This window comes from Streptomyces sp. NPDC019396, from assembly GCF_040632375.1.
Classification (GTDB): Bacteria; Actinomycetota; Actinomycetes; order Streptomycetales; family Streptomycetaceae; genus Streptomyces.
In genome coordinates this window covers 151647-168550 of record NZ_JBEYBS010000008.1, presented here as the reverse complement: position 1 = coordinate 168550, position 16904 = coordinate 151647, and the positions used below count along the sequence as shown (strand labels likewise).

The 16904-nt window shown below is 69.8% G+C and carries 16 protein-coding genes and 1 riboswitch; of the genes, 2 read left to right on the top strand and 14 right to left on the bottom strand.

Annotation, left to right across the window (positions count from 1 at the left end):
- Nucleotides 1–64: 64 nt before the first annotated feature.
- The 9 genes from ABZ532_RS12045 to ABZ532_RS12005 form a co-directional block, all read right to left on the bottom strand.
- Nucleotides 65–1411 (bottom strand): cyclopropane-fatty-acyl-phospholipid synthase family protein, encoded by a 1347-nt coding sequence (locus ABZ532_RS12045; protein WP_361281471.1) that lies wholly within the window; start codon nucleotides 1409–1411, stop codon nucleotides 65–67.
- Between the two features lie 213 nt (nucleotides 1412–1624).
- Nucleotides 1625–3007 carry an NAD(P)/FAD-dependent oxidoreductase gene (locus ABZ532_RS12040; RefSeq protein WP_361281469.1) on the bottom strand — a complete coding sequence of 461 codons (1383 nt, stop codon included), beginning with the start codon at nucleotides 3005–3007 and terminating at the stop codon, nucleotides 1625–1627.
- Between the two features lie 528 nt (nucleotides 3008–3535).
- Nucleotides 3536–4450, bottom strand: a complete 915-nt coding sequence (locus ABZ532_RS12035; protein WP_361281466.1) for a Ppx/GppA phosphatase family protein — start codon at nucleotides 4448–4450, stop codon at nucleotides 3536–3538.
- Nucleotides 4447–4998: a DUF501 domain-containing protein gene (locus ABZ532_RS12030; protein ID WP_361281464.1), complete on the bottom strand. Its 552-nt coding sequence runs from the start codon at nucleotides 4996–4998 to the stop codon at nucleotides 4447–4449. Before ABZ532_RS12030 ends, ABZ532_RS12035 begins: the two co-directional genes overlap by 4 nt.
- Before the next feature lie 62 nt (nucleotides 4999–5060).
- Entirely contained in the window at nucleotides 5061–5525 is a 465-nt protein-coding gene (locus tag ABZ532_RS12025) for a septum formation initiator family protein (RefSeq protein WP_361281462.1), read from the bottom strand.
- A gap of 101 nt (nucleotides 5526–5626) precedes the next feature.
- A complete protein-coding gene (gene eno, locus ABZ532_RS12020; RefSeq protein ID WP_361281460.1) occupies nucleotides 5627–6913 on the bottom strand; it encodes a phosphopyruvate hydratase in 1287 nt (428 codons plus the stop codon).
- A gap of 354 nt (nucleotides 6914–7267) precedes the next feature.
- Complete coding sequence (locus ABZ532_RS12015; RefSeq protein ID WP_361281458.1) at nucleotides 7268–7924, bottom strand: transglycosylase family protein; 657 nt, start codon at nucleotides 7922–7924, stop codon at nucleotides 7268–7270.
- Nucleotides 7925–7928: 4 nt separating this feature from the next.
- A riboswitch (cyclic di-AMP (ydaO/yuaA leader) is annotated at nucleotides 7929–8145 on the bottom strand.
- Nucleotides 8146–8418: 273 nt separating this feature from the next.
- Nucleotides 8419–9387: a transglycosylase family protein gene (locus ABZ532_RS12010; RefSeq protein WP_361281456.1), complete on the bottom strand. Its 969-nt coding sequence runs from the start codon at nucleotides 9385–9387 to the stop codon at nucleotides 8419–8421.
- Between the two features lie 129 nt (nucleotides 9388–9516).
- Nucleotides 9517–10773 carry a cytochrome P450 gene (locus ABZ532_RS12005; RefSeq protein WP_361281454.1) on the bottom strand — a complete coding sequence of 419 codons (1257 nt, stop codon included), beginning with the start codon at nucleotides 10771–10773 and terminating at the stop codon, nucleotides 9517–9519.
- Nucleotides 10774–11065: 292 nt separating this feature from the next.
- Here ABZ532_RS12005 and ABZ532_RS12000 point away from each other — a divergent pair, with 292 nt between their 5' ends.
- Nucleotides 11066–11707: a Uma2 family endonuclease gene (locus ABZ532_RS12000; RefSeq protein WP_361281452.1), complete on the top strand. Its 642-nt coding sequence runs from the start codon at nucleotides 11066–11068 to the stop codon at nucleotides 11705–11707.
- Nucleotides 11708–11719: 12 nt separating this feature from the next.
- Here the strand turns inward: ABZ532_RS12000 and ABZ532_RS11995 are convergent, their stop codons facing one another.
- From ABZ532_RS11995 to ABZ532_RS11980, 4 genes are all read right to left on the bottom strand, one after another.
- Nucleotides 11720–12694 carry a nucleoside triphosphate pyrophosphohydrolase gene (locus tag ABZ532_RS11995; protein WP_361281450.1) on the bottom strand — a complete coding sequence of 325 codons (975 nt, stop codon included), beginning with the start codon at nucleotides 12692–12694 and terminating at the stop codon, nucleotides 11720–11722.
- A 46-nt stretch (nucleotides 12695–12740) separates the two neighbouring features.
- Nucleotides 12741–13394 carry a SurA N-terminal domain-containing protein gene (locus tag ABZ532_RS11990; RefSeq protein ID WP_361281448.1) on the bottom strand — a complete coding sequence of 218 codons (654 nt, stop codon included), beginning with the start codon at nucleotides 13392–13394 and terminating at the stop codon, nucleotides 12741–12743.
- Nucleotides 13395–13746: 352 nt separating this feature from the next.
- On the bottom strand, nucleotides 13747–14235 hold the full coding sequence (locus ABZ532_RS11985) for a GtrA family protein (RefSeq protein ID WP_361281446.1): 489 nt from the start codon (nucleotides 14233–14235) through the stop codon (nucleotides 13747–13749).
- The gene (locus tag ABZ532_RS11980) at nucleotides 14232–15209 is read right to left on the bottom strand and encodes a glycosyltransferase family 2 protein (RefSeq protein ID WP_361281444.1); all 978 of its coding nucleotides are present in this window, start codon (nucleotides 15207–15209) and stop codon (nucleotides 14232–14234) included. The genes ABZ532_RS11985 and ABZ532_RS11980 overlap by 4 nt, the downstream gene beginning before the upstream one ends.
- A 208-nt stretch (nucleotides 15210–15417) precedes the next feature.
- On the opposite strand from ABZ532_RS11980, the gene ABZ532_RS11975 reads away from it, so the two are divergent.
- The gene (locus ABZ532_RS11975) at nucleotides 15418–16299 is read left to right on the top strand and encodes a class I SAM-dependent methyltransferase (RefSeq protein WP_361281442.1); all 882 of its coding nucleotides are present in this window, start codon (nucleotides 15418–15420) and stop codon (nucleotides 16297–16299) included.
- Nucleotides 16300–16579: 280 nt separating this feature from the next.
- On the opposite strand, the gene ABZ532_RS11970 is transcribed toward ABZ532_RS11975, so the two are convergent.
- On the bottom strand, nucleotides 16580–16897 hold the full coding sequence (locus ABZ532_RS11970) for a hypothetical protein (RefSeq protein WP_361281440.1): 318 nt from the start codon (nucleotides 16895–16897) through the stop codon (nucleotides 16580–16582).
- Nucleotides 16898–16904 lie beyond the last annotated feature (7 nt).

Here is a 16904-nt window from a genome sequence, read left to right as displayed (position 1 = left end):
GTCGCTCATGGATACGCCGAGGGCCGGACCTCCCCCACGGGAGGCCCGGCCCTCGCGCACACGCTCAGCCCTGCGGCGTCTCCGTCCACTCACGGGCCCGCAGCGGAAGCCCGGAAGCGCCGCCCTCCGTCTTCACCACGAGGATCTGGTTGACCCCGATCCTGTTGCGCTCGAAGGCCAGCGCGCACGCGGCCATGTAGAGCCGCCAGATCCGCGCCCGCCCAGGCGAGGTGAGCCGTACAGCATCCGGCCAGGCGGACTCCAGATTGGCCACCCAGACCCGCAGGGTGCGGGCGTAGTGCTCGCGGATCGACTCCACGTCCCTGGCCTCGAAACCGGCCTCTTCCAGGATCGACAGGGTGCCGCCGAGCGGCGCGAGCTCCCCGTCGGGGAAGACGTACGCGTCGATGAAGTCATCCACCTGGTACGCCGCTTCGTCCTCCTCGGGACGACGGGCGATCTGGTGGTTCAGCAGCCGTCCGCCGGGCTTGAGCAGCCCGTACAGCACATCCGCGTACTCCCGGTACTGTGCGGAGCCGACGTGCTCGGCCATGCCGATCGACGAGATCGCGTCGTACGGACCGTCCTTGACGTCCCGGTAGTCCTGGACTCGGATGTCGACGCGGTCCGTCAGCCCCTCCTGGGCGACGCGTTTGCGGGCGTACGCGGCCTGCTCCCGCGAGAGCGTGACCCCGGTGACCCGGACGCCGTACTCCCTGGCCGCGTGGATCGCCATCGAGCCCCAGCCGCAGCCCACGTCCAGCAGCCGCCCGCCCTCCTTCAGCGCCAGCTTGCGGCAGATCAGGTCGAGTTTGTCGCGCTGGGCCTCCTCAAGAGTGCCGCCGTCGCGCCAGTAGGCGCAGGAGTAGACCATCGAAGGACCGAGGACACGCTCGTAGAAGTCGTTGCCCACGTCGTAGTGGTGGCTGATCGCCTGCCGGTCGCGGCTCCTGGTGTGCAACGGCCCGCTGCGCCGTCGTACCTCCTCGGCCGGTGGTGGCGGCGGCAGCCAGGCCCGGGGGCCGGCCAACCGCCACAGGTCCGCGACGGCGGCGGCCGACCGTGGGTCGCGCAGCTGATGGGCCCGGCGCCGTCCGGACTGATCGGAGTGATCGGAGTGATCGGACCGGTGGGACCGCTTGGATCGCTCCCAGATCAGCCCGGAAATCTGGTTCAGGGCCTCGTACAGATCCCCTTCCACATCGATCTCCCCGGCCACCCAGCCCCTGGCCAGGCCCAGTTCACCGGGTTTCCAGATGAGTCTGCGCAGGGCGCGGGGGTGCCGGAACACGAGGACCGGGGCGTCGGCAGGCCCCGCCTCGCTTCCGTCCCAGGCGCGGATACGGACCGAGGGCGGTGCCCCCAGCAGGTTCTCGGCAAGAGTGGTGAGCCGCGAAGCGGCATCGGCCATGGCGCACACCTCCGTGATGACGGTTTCCGGAAATGCCCAACACCACGTAAACACCCTCGGCGCGTTGGCGCAGTCCCCTGAGCGCGCAAATGGACGGCGTTTCGGCCAACGGCAGCACAGGAGCGCCCGGACCGGAACGCCGAAGGGGCCGTCCGCACCACGGATGGCGGACGGCCCCTTCAGGTTCGTGCAAGCGTTCAGGACGTCAAGTCGTCAGGACGCCTTGGCCTTCTGCGGGGCCGCGGCGGCGGCAGGGGCCGGGGCGGGCTTGGCGGCCTCGTAGAACTCCTCGCGGGGAGTCTCGATCGCGCCGAGCGAGACGACCTCGCGCTTGAGGAACATCGCGAGCGTCCAGTCGGCGAAGATCCGGATCTTGCGGTTCCAGGTCGGCATCGCCAGACCGTGGTAGCCACGGTGCATGTACCAGGCGAGACGGCCCTTGAGCTTGATCTTCATCTTGCCCATGACGATCATCGCAACGCCCTTGTGCAGGCCGAGACCCGCGACCGCACCCTTGTTGGCGTGGCTGTACTCCTTCTGCGGGAAGCCCCGCATACCGGAGATGACGTTGTCGCCGAGTGCCTTCGCCTGACGCAGGGCGTGCTGGGCGTTCGGCGGGCACCAGGCGTTCTCGACACCGGCCTTGCGCGAGGCGAGGTCCGGGACCTGGGCATTGTCCCCGGCGGCCCAGATGTAGTCGGTGCCCTGCACCTGGAGGGTCGGGGCGGTGTCCACGTGGCCACGCGGGCCGAGCGGCAGGCCGAATCGGGCCAGCGCCGGGTTCGGCTTCACGCCGGCGGTCCACACGATGGTGTTGGAGTCGGCCTCCAGGCCGTTCTTCAGCACCACGTGGCCGTCGACGCAGGAGTCCATCGAGGTGTTGAGGTAGATCTCGACACCCCGGCCCTCAAGGTGCTCCCTGCCGTACTTGCCGAGCTTGGGCCCGACCTCGGGAAGGATCTTGTCGGCGGCGTCGACGAGGATGAAGCGCATGTCCTCGCGCTTGATGCTCCGGTAGTACTTGACCGCGTCACGGGCCAGGTCCTCGATCTCACCGATGGTCTCGGCACCGGCGAAGCCACCGCCCACGAAGACGAACGTCAGCGCCTTGCGGCGGACGTCCTCGTCCGTGGTGGAGTCGGCCTTGTCGAGCTGCTCCAGGACGTGGTTGCGCAGGCCGATGGCCTCCTCGACGCCCTTCATGCCTATGCCCTGCTCGGCGAGCCCGGGTATGGGGAAGGTCCGGGAGACCGCGCCGAGCGCGATCACCAGGTAGTCGAACGGCAGCTCGTAGGCCTCGCCCACGAGCGGCGCGACCGTGGCGACCTTGCGGTCCTGGTCGATGGTGGTGACCCGGCCGGTGAGTACCTCGGCCTTGGGCAGCACGCGTCGCAGCGGGACGACGACGTGCCGCGGCGAGATGCTGCCGGCGGCGGCTTCGGGGAGGAAGGGCTGGTACGTCATGTACGACCGCGGGTCGACGACCGTGACGGTCGCCTCCCCGTACCGCATCTTCTTCAGAATGCGACGAGCTGCGTACAGGCCTACGTACCCACCGCCTACTACGAGGATCCTGGGACGCTCCGTGGTGCTCATGCCATCGAGTATCCACCCCCCATGAGGGGGTCGCTCGTGAGCCCCTTCACAAGCATGCAGCGGCCCTCTGCTACACTCCGCCGCCCACGTGACGGAGGTCATGGCGAGGTCAGGGAACCCCGGGGTGACGGGGAACGTTGCCCGACCCCTCTGAGCTGCGCCCACGACCTTCGAGGGAGACGTACCACGACCTTCCCTTCCATGATCGTCAGGCGACACGGGCATGTCGGATCGTGGACAGGTGCGCGGAGTTGGGCAGAAAAACAGGCCCACAGGGCCGCCGAGGGGCACTTTCGACGGCCGGGCAGAGGCTTTTCCTTGTGAAGAACTTCACGAAGGTTTTCCCGAAGCCCGGCGGCAGCCCGGTCCGAGCCCCGCTCGAGCCCGGTTCCAGCCCGCCCCACGCAGGGCGGCGCATACGGCCCCTCCATGCGCCGAGCACCCTGCCGCCGTGGTCAGCCCCGGCCCCGGCGGCACCCGGCAGGCAGCCCGGCCCGCCGGGCAGCGCCCCTCGGGCCGTGGGCAGCCTCAGGCGATCGACCAGCCGATTCCGTCCAGAATGTCGTGCTCGCTCACCACGACCTCGTCGATCCCCGTGCGCTCCATGATCGCCAGCAGGACAAGCGCCCCGGCCGTGATCACGTCCACCCGCCCGGGGTGGATCACCGGGTTCGCGGCGCGCTCGTCGTGTGTGGCGGTGAGCAGCGCCTCGGTCACGTCGGCGACCTGGGTGCGGGAGATGCGGGAGTGGTGGATGGCGGCGGGGTCGTACTCCTCCAGCCCGAGCGCGATCGCGGCGACGGTGGTGACCGAGCCGGCCAGGCCCACCAGGGTGCGGGCCTCGCGTATGGGCACGGTCTGTTCGGCGAGGTCCAGCGCGGCCTCGATGTCGGCCCGTATGGCGGCGGCCTCGGCCGCGGTAGGAGGGTCGTTGCGGACATGGCGCTCGGTCAGGCGCACGCAGCCGATGTCCACGGAGCGGGCGGCCTCGACCTGGGCCTGGCCCACCACGAACTCGGTCGAGCCCCCGCCGATGTCCACGACCAGGCGCTCCTCGTGGCCCGCCAGCTCCTTGGTGGCCCCGACGAAGGAGAACTCGGCCTCCTGGTCCCCGCTGATCACCTCGGGCTCGACCCCGAGGATCTCGACGACGCCCCGCACGAAGTCCTCGCGGTTCTCGGCGTCGCGCGAGGCGGATGTGGCCACGAAGCGCACCTTGGTGGCGCCGTGGGCCTCGATGACCCCGGCGTACTCACGGCAGGCGGCGAACGTACGCTCCAGCGCCTCGGGTGCGAGCCGTCCGGTGCGGTCCACGCCCTGACCCAGGCGCACGATGGTCATCCGGCGGTCGAGCTCCACCAGTTCGCCGGTCGCCGGGTCGGCGTCGGCGACGAGCAGCCGGATGGAGTTGGTGCCGCAGTCGACTGCGGCGACGCGGCTCACGCGCTCTCCCCGGGAGTCCCGTCGCCGCTGTCCACGCACGGGGTGACGCAGGGGCCCTTCGCCCACCACTCCGGAAGCATCGCGATCGCCTCGTCACCGAGCGGGTTCACACCCGGGCCCGCCGCCAGGGAGTGGCCGACCAGCACATGCAGGCACTTGACCCGGTCCGGCATACCGCCCGCGCTGGGGAAGCCCTTCAGCTCCTCGACGGCGTCCCGGCGCGCGACGTAGTCCTCGTGCGCCGCGCGGTAGGCGGCGGCCAGCTCCGGGTCGGTGGCCAGGCGCTCGGACATCTCCTTCATCACGCCGTTCGCCTCCAGCGTGCCGATCGCCGAGGCCGCGCGGGGACAGGTCAGGTAGTAGAGCGTCGGGAACGGCGTACCGTCCTCGAGACGCGGGGCCGTCTCGACCACGTCGGGGTTGCCGCAGGGGCAGCGGTGCGCGATGGCACGCAGACCGCGCGGGGGACGGCCGAGCTGCTCCCGGAACGCGGCGATGTCGGCCTCGGTGGGCGGGGTGTGCTCGGTGCTGGGCGGAGGCGTGTCCATGGGTGCGTCTGTCTCTTCGTCGTTCGTGTCGTGTGTACGTGGTCGTGTGTGCACAACTGCGTCTAGCGTCCCGCGTCGGCGTGGTCGACGTCGTCCCAGACGTTCGAGTACCAGGGGCGGCCGGCGCCGCTCTCCTCGTCGCGCGGCTGCTGACCCGCCCTGGGGTCGACCATCGTGTAACCGGTCTCGCCCGGCATGACCATATGCAGATGCTCGCGGGCCAGCCGCTTGATGTACGCGTCGTCCCGGAGCCGCGCCTTCTCGTCCCGCAGCCGTTCCACCCGCTCGCGTGCCTCGTCGGCGAGCCGCTTCTGCTCGGCGATGTCGTTGCGCTGGGACACGTACTGCCGCGTCGGATAGGCGAGGGCGACGACCATCGAGCAGACCACCAGCGCGAGGAAGGCGGCACGCCCGGTGAGCCGGGAGCGGCGGGCCTGGCGGCGGTTCTGCGAGCGGTAGACCCGGGCGGCGGTCTGCTCGCCGAGCAGCCGCAGCCGGGTCGCGGTGGAGAACCGGTCCCGGGCCATGTGCGCCCCTCCCCGTTGATGCGGTCCGTACGTGCCAACGTCCCCGCACACGGTACGTGACCGTGCGCGGGGACGTGCGGAAGGGACTTCCGTAAGCGGCGTCAGCCCTTGAAGCGCGGGAAGGCGCTGCGGCCGGCGTACACCGCGGCGTCGTCGAGGATCTCCTCGATGCGCAGCAGCTGGTTGTACTTGGCGACGCGCTCGGAGCGGGCCGGGGCGCCGGTCTTGATCTGGCCGCAGTTGGTGGCGACGGCCAGGTCGGCGATGGTGACGTCCTCGGTCTCACCGGAGCGGTGGGACATCATGCACTTGAAGCCGTTGCGCTGGGCCATCTCGACGGCGTCCAGGGTCTCGGTCAGCGAACCGATCTGGTTGACCTTCACCAGCAGGGCGTTGGCGGTGCCCTCCTCGATGCCGCGGGCGAGCCGCTCCGGGTTGGTGACGAACAGGTCGTCGCCGACCAGCTGCACCTTGGTGCCGAGCTTGTCGGTGATGACCTTCCAGCCCGCCCAGTCGTCCTCGAACAGCGGGTCCTCGATGGACACGAGCGGGTACGCGGAGACGAGCTCCTCGTAGTACTCGGTCATCTCGGCGGCGGAGCGCTCCTTGCCCTCGAAGAGGTACTTGCCGTCCTTGTAGAACTCGGAGGCGGCCACGTCGAGCGCGAGGGCGATGTCCTTGCCGGGCGCGTAACCGGCCTGCTTGATGGCCTCGATGATCAGGTCGAGGGCCTCGCGGTTGGAGTCCAGGTTCGGGGCGAAGCCGCCCTCGTCACCGAGCCCGGTGGACAGACCGCGCTCCTTCAGCACCTTCTTCAGGGTGTGGTAGACCTCGGTGCCCCAGCGCAGCGCCTCGGAGAAGGACTCCGCGCCGATCGGGGCGATCATGAACTCCTGGATGTCCACGTTGGAGTCGGCGTGCGAGCCGCCGTTCAGGATGTTCATCATCGGCACCGGGAGCAGGTGCGCGTTCGGACCGCCCAGGTAGCGGAAGAGCGGGAGGTCGGAGGCCTCGGACGCGGCGTGGGCGACGGCCAGCGAGACACCGAGGATGGCGTTGGCGCCGAGCGACGCCTTGTTGTCGGTGGCGTCGAGGTCGAACATCGCCTGGTCGATCAGGCGCTGCTCGGTGGCGTCGTACCCGACGAGCTCCGGGCCGATCTGCTCGAGCACGGCGAGGACGGCCTTCTCGACGCCCTTGCCCATGTAGCGGTTCTGGTCTCCGTCACGGAGCTCAATGGCCTCGAACGCACCGGTGGAGGCACCGGAGGGGACAGCAGCACGGCCAGTGCTGCCATCGTCGAGGCCGACCTCGACCTCGACCGTGGGGTTGCCTCGGGAGTCCAGGATTTCCCGGGCTACGACGACGTCGATGGACGGCACGAGCATCTCCTTCTGGGATGTGTCGCTAGGAGTGACGCCGCTGCCGCAGCGTCGGTGCAGGGTCGCTTTGGCCTTGCGACATGAGCCTATCCGGACGGGGGGCCCGGGCCTGCCGGTGCCCGGCCCGTGGGACGAAAAAGGGTGGCAATCCAGCAGAAACCCCGGCCCGGGTGCACCTGCCGTGTCCATAGCGCTACGGGGGGAAGGGAGCGTACGGACACGGCGAGGTGCGGTCACCGGGCCGGGGTCGCCGGGGGACGGGGATGCCGCGAGGGGGTCACCTCACGGGGTCCCCGGTGGGGGGAGTCCCTGGGCAGGGGCCCCTGAGCGGAAGGGGGCCCCGAGGTTCTGCCGGGTGGGTCAGCGCAGGTGGAGCAGCTGACCGGGGTGGATCACATCGGCGTTGTCGATGATGTCCTTGTTGAGCTCGAACAGCTTCTTCCAGCCGCCCTTGACCTTCTTCGCCTCGGCGATCTTGCTGAGGGTGTCACCGGGCTTGACCTTGTACTCGCCGTCACCCTTCTTCACCGGGGCGGCGGGGCGCTCGGAGCGGGTGGTCGGGGCCTCGGCGCGCTTCGGGGCGGCCGTCTTCTTGGCGGGCTCGGTCTTGGGGGCCTCGGCGGTGCCGCCGTTGTACGGGGTGCTGGAAAGGCTCACACCGCAGTTCGGCCACGCGCCCTTGCCCTGGCCGGCCAGGACCTTCTCGGCGATCTGTATCTGCTCGCTCTTGCTGGCCTGGTCCGCGGTGGAGGCGAAGGCGGTACCGCCGTAGGCGGCCCAGGTGGAGGCCGAGAACTGGAGGCCGCCGTAGTAGCCGTTGCCGGTGTTGATCGACCAGTTGCCGCCGGACTCGCACTGGGCGACGGCGTCCCACTCGGAGGAGGTCGCCGCGGAGGCGGTCCCCGAGATCATGAGCGGCGCGGCGATGGCGGCACCGGTGACCCCGGCGGCGTAGGCGGCGATACGAGCAGTGCGGGCGGTCGGGCGGCGGCGCTTGCCCTTGCCGGAAAGCAGCATGAAGTGATCCCCTCACCGACGCCTACGAGGTGAGCTGTCGGGTTCGGGCCGATGGGGTGTCCCCCTGTCCGTCGCATCGGGTGTCCGACGGAACCGGAAGACGAGTTGCCCGGCCGCGCGGCTTTGCGCGCGGCTTCACCCCAAGCCGTTCCGGGCCCTCGTCGGGCCGGCACGGCACTTAACCTTGGGTCCCCCGCTCCTGCCTACGGCGCTTGAACGCGACGGCTGTTCCCTTCGACCGACGGCAGGATTCGGCGTGACGGTCGACGGGGCCCGCGATGGCGAGCGGTCAGACCGTAAACACACGTCTCCCCGATGTTCAAAGGAGGAACATCGGGGAGAAATCACCCATATCCGACGGCGCCTGATGTCCGTTTTTGCAGGTGAGAGGGTAGATGGCCCCACTTGGCGGCCATCCGGGGTCAGTTGACCGGAAGAGACTCATGTCTCACTTTCACAGAACCGGACATAAGCCCCCTTACCGCCCCCGCCAACTACTCCCGCTCCGGGGCCAGATCGAGACTCTGGCCGGGCAGGATGAGATCGGCGTCGATCCCGACGACCTGGCGGTTCCCCTCGTAGAGCGCGGGCCAGCCGCCGGGCACCTCGTGCGCGTCGGCGATCGCCGAGAGGCTGTCGCCGGGGCGGACGGTGTACTCATCCGGTGCGCCGGCGACGTCTCGTGCCGATGCGTCACCTCGTGAGGCATGACCGTCGTATTCGCGCCCGTCGCCCGAATCGCCCGTCTCGTCCGTATCATCTGGCTCGTCCACCTTGCCCGCCTCATCCTCATTGGCAGGAGTGCCGCGATGTTTGCCGGTGCCGCTGCTCTCCCCCTGGGAAGCGTCGGCGGACTCGGAGGTGCCGTCGTCGCCGGACGGGGGCTCCGCGGACCCCGATGCGTCCGTGGAGGCGCCGGGCGATGCCGGCGAGGCAGGGGCAGGGGTCGAGGCCGAGGGCTCCGGAGTGGCGGCGTCGGCGCCGTCACCGAACGTCGGCGGGTCCGCCTCCTCGCCGGAGTCACCGGTGGAGCCCAGCGTCTGGTCCTGCGCTCCCAGGCCACCCGGGTCGACCTGCGGTGCGGTCGCGCTCTTGACGAGCCCGGTGACCGTGGCGCAGCTCTCCCAAGCCGAAGAGCCCTCCGCGGCGAGGACCTTCTCCGCGACCGTGATCTGCTGCGAACGGCTCGCGAGGTCGGGCCTGGGGGCGTAGGTCGTACCGCCGTGCTGTTCCCAGTCCTCCTGGGAGAGCTGGAGCCCGCCGTAGTAGCCGTTGCCGTAGTCGGCGCTCCACGCTCCACCGCTCTCGCAGTTCGCGACCCGGTTCCAGGTGTCGGCGTCGGCGGCGGAGGCGGCACCCGCCCCGAGCAGCGGGATGGCGATGGCCGATCCCGTCACCCCTGCCGCGACGAAGAGGGCAGGAGCCTGACGGGGGCGCCGGTGTCGACCATTCCCGGAGAGCATGCGTGGGCCTTTCGTGTGACGACAGGGGACCGCGGGGTCCCGAGTTGACGGTGAACCTAACGGCATCCCGATGAGTGTCACAAGTCGATGCAGGAAAGATCACGTGAAAGTCACGTTACTGACCTGTCGTCAGATTTCACGAGGAGTGAACTCAACGGGCAGAGTGCGCAATCCGCGCATGATCAAACCCCCACGCCAGCGCAAATCAGAACTATCCACCGCAAGTCTCAAGTCGGGCAGCCTGGTCAGCAGGGTCGCCAGCGCCGTCTGCCCCTCCAGCCGTGCGAGGGGCGCACCGAGGCAGTAGTGGATGCCGTGCCCGTACCCGAGGTGCTGGTTGTCCGTCCGGGCCAGGTCGAGCACATCGGGATCGGGGAACCGGCCGGGGTCCCGGTCGGCGGCGGCGAGCACGACGAGTACGGGATCTCCGGCCGCGATGTCCTGCCCCCCGATGCTCAGCGGCTCGGTCGCGAACCGCCAGGTGGCCAGCTCCACCGGCCCGTCGAAGCGCAGGAGTTCCTCGACCCCGGTGGCCAGCAACCCGGTCTCCCCCGCCGCGAGGGAGTCCTGGAGGCGTGCGCGCTGCCCGGGGTGGCGCAGCAGCGCGTACATTCCGTTGCCGATCAGGTTGACGGTCGTCTCGAACCCGGCGAAGAGCAGGATGAAGGCCATGGCGGCGGCCTCGTTCTCGGTGAGGTGCTCCCCGTGGTCGGACGCCTTGATGAGCCCCGAGATCAGGTCCTCACCGGGGTCCTCCCGCTTGCGGTGGATCAGCTCGGCGAGATAGCCCCGCATCTTCTTCACCGAGCGTGCGACCCCACCGCGCGGACCGCCGCCGTGCCGGATCATCATCCCCGCCCAGTCGCGGAAGTCGTCCTGGTCCTCGCGCGGGACCCCGAGCAGGTCGCAGATGGCGTGGATGGGGAGCGGGAACGCGAACTCATGGATCAGGTCCGCGCTCCCCCGCTCCGCGAAGCCGTCGATCAGCCGGTCCGTCAGTTCCTGCACACGCGGGGCGAACTCGGCGACCCGGCGCGGGGTGAAGGCCTTCGAGACCAGTCGGCGCAGCCGGGTGTGGTCGGGCGGATCGATGTTCAGCAGATGCGTCATCAGCTCCGCCTTGCGCTCACCGGGGATTCCCGTCTTCCCCTTGGCGTGCGCCGGCTCGTCATGATGCGCAGGATTCTTGCTGAGCCGCTGGTCCGCGAGCGCCTGCCGCGCATCCGCGTACCGCGTCACCAGCCACGCCTCGACCCCGCTCGGCAGCCTGGTCCGGTGCACGGGCGCGTGCTCCCGCAGCCAGGCGTAGGCCGGATAGGGGTCGGTGGCGAACTCCCAGGTGAAGAGCTCGGGGAGACCGGGGGCGGCGGGGGGCTGGTCGTGCATGGGTCGACGGTAACCGCTGCCCGCCTGGAGCCAGGCCCGGAGCCCGGAGCTCCGGGACATGCGTGACCGGGACCGGACGATCCGGCAAGCCGGGCGACGCGGACTGCCTGCCGTGGCCGGTCGCGGTCGTGGTCGCCGGAAGCGGTGACGAGAGCCCACGTCACCGGCGGGCGACGGGATTTCGCGGTCGTGGTCGCCGAACGCCAGGACCCAGGTCAGTGCGATCACCCGTTCGGCGGACGTCGGGGCATTCCCACTGGGTAGCCTGGTCATACGCGCCAGACTCCGTCACATGGGAGCGCTGATGAGTGCCGCAGCCGAAGACCGGCGGAAAGGCCAGGACGGCCGGGAGGAGCAGTACGTGTTCCCCGTGCCGCCGACCGGTGGGTGGACGGCGGACGACCTCGACCGGATCAAGGGTCTCCCGCCGCACACCGAGCTGATCGACGGGGGACTGTTCTTCGTGAGTCCGCAGACCTATTTCCATATGGCTGCGCTGCGCCTGCTGGAGACCGCACTGGTGCGGCAGGCACCGGACCACCTCTACGTCATCCGGGAGATGACGACGAGGCTCGGCGAGCGTGACAGACCGGAGCCCGATCTCATGGTCGTCCGTGAAGGTGCCCTCAGCGGGCCGGAGCAGACCTGGTACGCCCCGGCCGACATCCTGCTCGTCATCGAGATCGTCTCCGACGAATCCGTACAGCGCGACCGTGAGCTGAAGCCCCGCAAGTACGCGGCGGCCGGGATCCGGCACTTCTGGCGGATCGAGAAGAGCGAAGACCTGCCGGTCGTCTACGTCTACGAGCTCGACCCCGCCACGAACACCTACGCCGTCACCGGCATCCACCACAACCGGCTCAAGGTCGACGTCCCGTACCCGATCGAGGTCGACCTGACCGCCGTCGACCGACGGCGAGGGGCCGGGGGCTGATCAGCCCAGGCGTCAGGCACCGTTCTCCGTCGCCCGGATCGCGTCGCGATAGGCGCGGGCCGCCGCGCGCAGCGCCGACTCCGGATCGTGGCCCTCGGCCTCGGCGCGTACGGCCATCGTCAGCAGGTCGTAGCCGATTCCGCCGTCGCCGACGGGCGGCGGCACGTCCAGACCCGCCGTACGGACGCGCGAGGCCAGCTTCGCGGCCAGCGCCAGGCCCGGCTGACCCAGCGGAATGCCGTCCGTCACCGAGTCACGCTGCTTCTCCACCGCCTTGGTGCGCAGCCAGTGGGCCTTGACGTCCTCCGGGGTCTCGGCCTGCTCGTCGCCGAAGATGTGGGGGTGACGGCCGATCAGCTTGTCCACGATCGTGCCGGCCACGTCGTCGATCGAGAACGGCTCCGTTTCGTCCTCCTGCGCGATGCGCGCGTGGAAGACGACCTGGAGGAGCACATCGCCGAGTTCCTCACGCAGCTCGTCGCGGTCGCCGTCCTCGATGGCCTCGACGAGTTCGTACGCCTCCTCGATGCCGTACTTGGTGAGGCCCTCGTGGGTCTGCTGCGACGACCAGGGGCACTCCCGCCGGATCCGGTCCATGACCTGGACGAGGTCGAGCAGCCGGGCGCCCGGGAGGTCGTACGAGCCGGGGAGCAGTTCCAGGTCGGGCATCTGGACGCGGCCCGAACCCGCCATCCTGGCCAGGCCGTCGGTGAGTGCCTGGTCACCCTCGCCGGTGGCCAGGACCACGATGGCCCGTCCCCCGGCGCAGGCGTCCACCAGTTCCTGGGCCGTCGGGGCCGCGGCCTCGACGGCGACACCCGCCTCTCTCAGATACGGAAGCTGCGGGTGGTCGCCGTCCGCGCACAGCACACGGTCCGCCGTGCGCAGTGTCTGCCACGCGGGCCAGGACAGCAGTCCCGGCGCGACACGGTGGCTGGCGGTGAGCAGGACGATACGGCCGGGCTCGACGGGGGCTTCAGCGTTCACGTCCCCGACCTTACGTCCCTCGCGCCGGCCGCGGCGGCGCCAGGGTTCAGGCTCCGGCCTGGGCGTTCTCCTGTTCCTTGGTGACCTGGGTGATCCATGGGGCCTTGTAGTCCCCGAGCTGGATCTTCGCGTCGTCCCAGGAGCCGTAGCGCGGGTTCACGTCGATATCGAGCTTCTTCGAGGCCTCGGTGAGCGCGGCCCCGACCTTCTGCTGGCCCTGCGGGGTGCCGAGGTCGGCGCCCATGGCCGCGGACAGCTTGGTGAGCTGCACGTCCTCCCGTACGGCCTGGTCGATCTGGTCCGGCGCCAGGCCACGCTGCTGGAGCAGCATGCCGGCCAGCTGCTTCGCACCGCCGGACTGCTGCTCGGCGGCGGCCAGGGCGTCCTGGATCTCCTTGCGCGAGACCGTGACACCGGCGTCGGCCGCGGCCTTGTCCAGCACCCGGCCGAAGATCAGCCCGTGCAGCTTGGCCCGGCTCAGCTGCCCGGTGTTGCCGACCAGCTGCGCGGAGTCGGGAGCCTTCTCCTGGGCCGCCCGTGCCTCTTCCACCTGCGACTGGAGCGTGGACACCTCGATCCGCTCTCCCCCGACGACGGCCGCGGCCCCCGGATGCGCCTCACCTCCGCAGGCGGCGAGCAGGGGACCCGCTGCGACGAGCGCGGCGGAGAGGGCGAGCGCGGTGCGACGACGGCGGTGCAAAGGGGCCTCCCGGCGTGCGGTGGTGATTGTGACGCGGTGCACAAAGACCTTGCGGTGATCGATGGTAGGCAGTCGGCGTGGCTTGGGCCACCACTTCGGCGCTGCCCGTTCGGTTCAATCGGTCAACGATTCGGGAGCGCACCAGGGTGCGTCGCGCCGGCAGAACGCCGGCAGCGCGAGCACTCTGGCGCCCGCGGGCGTCGCGAGCGGTCGTCGTGCACGGCGGGCGCGCGCTCGTGACGCTGCCGCACGGTACTCCACAAGGGGCGGGACTCGTGGACGGGGCCGGACTCGTGGACGGCGAGGTATCCGGCGGACACCGCGCTGCCCGTCCGCTACGGCCGCCGGGCGGTCATCGACGGCCCTCCGATGATCCAGCCGGTGGGGGGCCCGGACGCGAACCGGCAGGCGCCGGTTCCGGCACCGGCCCGGGGCGGGGATCCGGCTCCGGTAGGGCGTCCGACTCCGGCCGGTCGGGACGGAGCATGATCGCGCGGGACAGGGCGAACGTGATCGGGATGGCCGCGGCGGCGGCCGCCAGTGGCGACCAGCGTTCGCTGAAGCCGCCGATACCGACCAGCAGGTAGACCCCAGCCGTCGTGATCACGAAGTTCGCCGCGTTGGTGAGCGGGAAGAGCAGGAACTTCCGCCAGGTCGGCCGGGTCCGGTAGGTGAAGTACGCGTTCATGAAGAACGAGCCGGTCATGCTGAGCGCGAAGGCGAAGGTATGCGCGGCGATATAGGGCAGCCGGGTCAGCAGGAGCAGGTAGCAGCCGTAGTACGTACCCGTATTGACGGCCCCGACCAGGGCGAAGCGCACGATCTGCCACTGGACCGTCATCGGCGTACGAGCTCTCCCTGCTCCGGCTGCTGCTCCTGCCGGCGCCGCACGGGCGGACCGGCGTTGGTCGCCGCCACCAGATAGTGGGGGCGGCGCTTCACCTCGTAGTAGATGCGGCCGACGTACTCCCCGACGACACCGAGCATCACCATCTGTACACCGGCGAGGGCGACCACCGTCACCAGCAGCGTGACATAACCGGGCGTGTCCACCCCATTGACCAGCGCCGCCCCCACGATCCAGGCCGCGTAGGCCATCGCGACCGAGAGCAGCAGCAGGCCGAGATAGACGGCGGCGCGCAGTGGCTTGTCGTTGAAGGAGAGCAGCCCGTCGAGTCCGTAGTTGAGCAGCTTTCCGAAGCTCCATTTGGAGCGTCCCTGCTCGCGCACCGCGTTCTCGTACTCGAAGGTCGTGGTGCGGAATCCCACCCAGGCGAAGAGACCTTTGGAGAATCGGTTGTACTCGCTCAGTCCGAGGATCGCGTCCACCGTGCGGCGGGACAGCAGCCGGAAATCGCCGACGCCGTCGACCAGTTCCACGTCCACCAGGCGGTTGATCAGCCAGTAGTAGCCGCGGGCCGTGACCGTGCGGGTGACACGGTCACCCTTCCGGGTACGGCGCGCGATGACCTGGTCGAATCCCTCCTCGTGCAGGCGCAGCATGCGGCGCACCAGCTCGGGCGGGTGCTGGAGATCGGCGTCCATGATGACCACCGCGTCGCCGCCGGCATGCTGGAGTCCGGCCAGCATCGCGGCCTCCTTGCCGAAGTTCCGGCTGAAGGAGACGTAGCGGGTCCGGGAATCGGACGCGGCGAGCTCCTCGAGGAGAGGCAGTGTGCGGTCCTGACTCCCGTCGTCCACATAGACCAGTTCGCATTCCTGGTCGAGCAGCGCGAGTTCCTTGGTCACATGCTCATGGAAGCGGTTGACGATCTCCTCTTCGTTGAAGCACGGGACAACAATCGAGATCAGCACACGAGAACAACAGCCGACGCGTGTGTCCGGCTCGGATTCGGTACGTGGCGCGCAGACGACCATCGCGTGAACCACCTCTTCTGCGAGGCGGGCCCTGTGGCGGCCTATACACGAACACCTGCGCTTGGGCGCCAGGACACCAAGACTTCACCCGTACAGCACCCGTCGGTAGTCCCGTGAACACGCAGCGAAGCGTACGCTCCCGCCCATGCCCTCCCTCCTGAGCAACCGGCTGGCGAAGCGGGTGCTGCGCCCGGCGTTCACACTGGTCGAGCAGCGCCTGGAGCGCGCCACGAACGCCCTCCAGGCCGACCTCGACGCCCTGCACCACGAGGTGGCCGATCTGCGGCGGCAGAGCTACGGACTCGGGCTGCTGCTCGACCACGCGGGACGCGACGCCCACCGGATGCCCACGGCGACGCAGTTGGACACGCTCGTACGCGAGGTCGTCACCGTGACCGGCGCGTCCGCCGAGCACGCGCGGCGCGATCTGACGGTGGCCTACCGGACGGTGGTCGCCCTGGAGGCGCTCGGCGTCGGGCGCATGCCCGGCTCGGCATCGGATGTGTGCGGCAAGCTGGCGGCCGTACCGCTGCTCACCCCGCCGAACGGCGAGGTGCTGGAGATCGGCACCGGCCACGGCCTGCTCGCCGCGGCGCTGCTGCGGATGCTCCACCGCGCGGGCACCGAGCCGCGGCTGACCATCGTCGACCCGCTGGCCGGCGGCGAACCCCTGGTCCGCGAGGACGTCGTCCGCGCCAACCTCGCCCTGTGCGGCAGCCGCCCGGGCACGGAGGCCCGCATCCTGCGAGGCACCTCCGCCGACCCCGAGGTGCGCGGCGCCGTCTCCGAGCGGAGCTACGGCGTGGTCGTCATCGCCGGTGCCCACTCCGTGCAGGCGGTCCTCGCGGACCTGGAGTGGGCCGAGGAGTCCGCAGCCGATGGCGGGGTCATCGTCCTCGACGGCCACGGCGACAACACCCGCCCGGGCGTGAGCGAGGCCCTGGCCAAGCGCCTCGCGAACGGTGCGCGGCTGCGGCTCCTGGGGCAGATCGGCGAGACGGCGTTCCTGCGGGCGTCGGCGGCCTGATGCGGAAAACCGCATAACACGGAAACCACCTCTCTCCTCCGGAGCCTGGAAGCGGGGAACGGCAACGACGGGGCGCTTCAGGCCATCTCGCATGGGCGGTGGCGAGTTCGAGCCTGGTTCATAACCCGGTGGGTGAGCGACCCGAGACCGGATGCGCGGAACGAAGGACGCCCCGCCGCGGGATTCCACGGCGGGGCGCTTCAGGCCACTTCTCGACATCACTGAGATCTATGGAAGCCCTAGTCGGCAAAACCTTCCGACTGGGGCTTACCTCTGCCCGTTAGTTGTAACCGGGAAGCCAATCCAACTGCTCGAGAGCCGCCAGGTCACTGCGAACCAACATGGCCATCACCCGGATCATCTCCGTGCGCGAAGCGTTCTGGAGATGGCGAGGCTGCACGTCGCTGTCATCGAGATTTTCAAACACCAGAGCTCCGTCCTGAAATGCCGAAACAGTCCAGGAGGATTCGTCATCCGTGACCGACACGTCTGGGTGCTCATCATCGATGGGTCCATCGAGCTCAGCGACGAGCGACGGAATACCGTCCTCAGTGCCGTCCTCCATGCCCCCGTCTCGATGCGTGAATGTAATCGACATCGTCGAC